At 44.8% G+C, this 1,856-nt stretch carries 3 protein-coding genes; all 3 read left to right on the forward strand.

Features of this window, described 5'->3' with window-relative positions:
• Window positions 1–529 (forward strand): 4-hydroxyphenylacetate 3-hydroxylase C-terminal domain-containing protein (locus tag WB217_RS05130; protein ID WP_423991279.1); only part of this gene is annotated, 529 nt, incomplete at its 5' end.
• 27 nt (window positions 530–556) lie between these two features.
• The gene (locus tag WB217_RS05135; protein WP_423991281.1) at window positions 557–1,093 is read left to right on the forward strand and encodes an FAD synthetase; all 537 of its coding nucleotides are present in this window, start codon (window positions 557–559) and stop codon (window positions 1,091–1,093) included.
• A gap of 115 nt (window positions 1,094–1,208) precedes the next feature.
• The gene (locus WB217_RS05140) at window positions 1,209–1,766 is read left to right on the forward strand and encodes an NADPH-dependent FMN reductase (protein WP_423991283.1); all 558 of its coding nucleotides are present in this window, start codon (window positions 1,209–1,211) and stop codon (window positions 1,764–1,766) included.
• Window positions 1,767–1,856 lie beyond the last annotated feature (90 nt).

The raw sequence follows: 1,856 nt of genomic DNA on the forward strand, positions 1-1,856 counted from the left end.
AATTGGTGTAGATGGATACCTGAATGTTCAGGATCAGCTTGGAGAACTAGCGCAGTCACTTGAATCGATCAGAGCGCTGTTGAAGGTTGCTGAATATGAACACACAATCACGGAGCATGGTGAAGCGATGCCAGATTATGTTGCGCTTGAAACAATCCGCGGCCTGCTGCCAAAAATGTATCCACGCGCGATTGAAGTTATGCAAATTGTTGGCGCTGGCGGATTATTAATGTCACCAACTGGCGCTGATTTTGACGCAGCTGAATTAAGGGATTCGATTAATAATTACTATGTTGGACGCGAAGGCGTATCTTCGCTGGAGCGCGTCGGCATTTTCAAACTTGCATGGGATCTGTGCGGCGAGGCATTCGGACAGCGTTTGCTGCAGTATGAGCGCTATTACACTGGCGACCCGATTCGCAAGAGAGGTATTTTCTATAACAACTATAAGCGCCAGGCAAAACTTGAGATGGTTGTTGAAGCGTTAAAGGGATGCCAGCTCGATAATAAGGAAGCGCTTACAAAATAAGCGTCATTCACAGGAGGAGAAGGTCAAATGAAAGCACATGTATACACTACTTTGGAATTGCCGCAATCGATTGTTGCCATTGGTGCCTTTGATGGCGTCCATCGCGGTCATCAGGCTGTCATCAGGCAGGCGGTGCAAAGAGGCCGAAAGCTGAAGGTGCCTAGTGTTGTGTATACATTTGATCCTCCGCCAAGAGTGTTTTTTCAAGGAGTAAGGATGCTGACGACTGTAGATGAGAAGCTTTTGAAAATGGAGAAGCTTGGAGCTCACCATTCAGTGGTTGCAAGGTTCGATGAGATGTATGCAAGAAGAAGTGCTTATGAGTTCATTGACACTTTAGCGAAGCTTAACCCTGTTGAAATCATGATTGGCGGAGATTTCCGATTTGGGAAGGACCGGCTAGGGGATATTGCTCTGCTGGAAAAATACTTCCGGGTCCGGGTGACCAAGCCAGTGTGCTGCTCAAAGGGAAATCCGATTTCTTCGACGAGAATCAGGCAGCTGCTTTCAGAAGGAGAGGTCCACCTGTCGAATACTTTGTTGGGATGGACGGTTGGGAAGTAGAATTCTTAGTTGGGAAATAGGATTCCCGGCTGGGAAGTAAGTACCCGGCTGGGAAGAGCAGTTATTTTTGGCGGCAGACTCTAGTATTAATTTTACGAGAATAGGAGGGAATGAGATGAAATTATTGGGAATCTCAGGCACAATCATTGGTGCCAAAACAGGCATCGTTGTCCGTAAAGTGCTTGACGATGTGAAAAAGAAGTATCCGGACATTGAGGTAGAAATGCTCGATATGATGGATTATGATGTCCAGTTCTGTGATGGACGCGACCCTGCGACATATTCAGAGGATACGAAGACTGTGATTGAAAAGGTATCTAATGCTGATTTCTACATTATCGGTACACCAATTTTTCAGGGGTCGATTCCAGGTGTGCTGAAGAACTTGTTTGACTTGATCCATCCGGATGCTTTCCGTAACAAGGTGATGGGATTTGTCGCTAATGGAGGAACCTATCAGCATTTTCTGGTGATTGAAAACCAGTTGAAACCAATCGCAGGCTACTTCCGGGCGTATGTGGCACCGAGCTATGTGTACGCAAACTATGATCATTTTAACCGCGAGAATGAGATTGTTGATGCTGATTTGCTGCAAAGGATTTCGCTTTTAGCGGATGAAGTGGTGCATATGCAGAAATCGCTTAAAGGCATTTGTGCTGAGGTAGGGGAGTAATTTTTTCAAACGTTTAAGAATAAGATAGTTGTTAAGTTAACTATAATTATATTATGTAAATAAAAGTGTATGCTATTCAAGTTTTACAAG

It is taken from the genome of Mesobacillus sp., assembly GCF_049588175.1.
In the GTDB taxonomy this organism is placed as follows: Bacteria; Bacillota; Bacilli; order Bacillales; family Cytobacillaceae; genus Mesobacillus.

Excerpts from the sequence above, each read along its gene's own strand:
- WB217_RS05135 (WP_423991281.1), top strand. The coding sequence starts at position 557 with ATGAAAGCACATGTATACACTACTTTGGAATTGCCGCAATCGATTGTT.
- WB217_RS05140 (WP_423991283.1), top strand. The coding sequence starts at position 1,209 with ATGAAATTATTGGGAATCTCAGGCACAATCATTGGTGCCAAAACAGGC.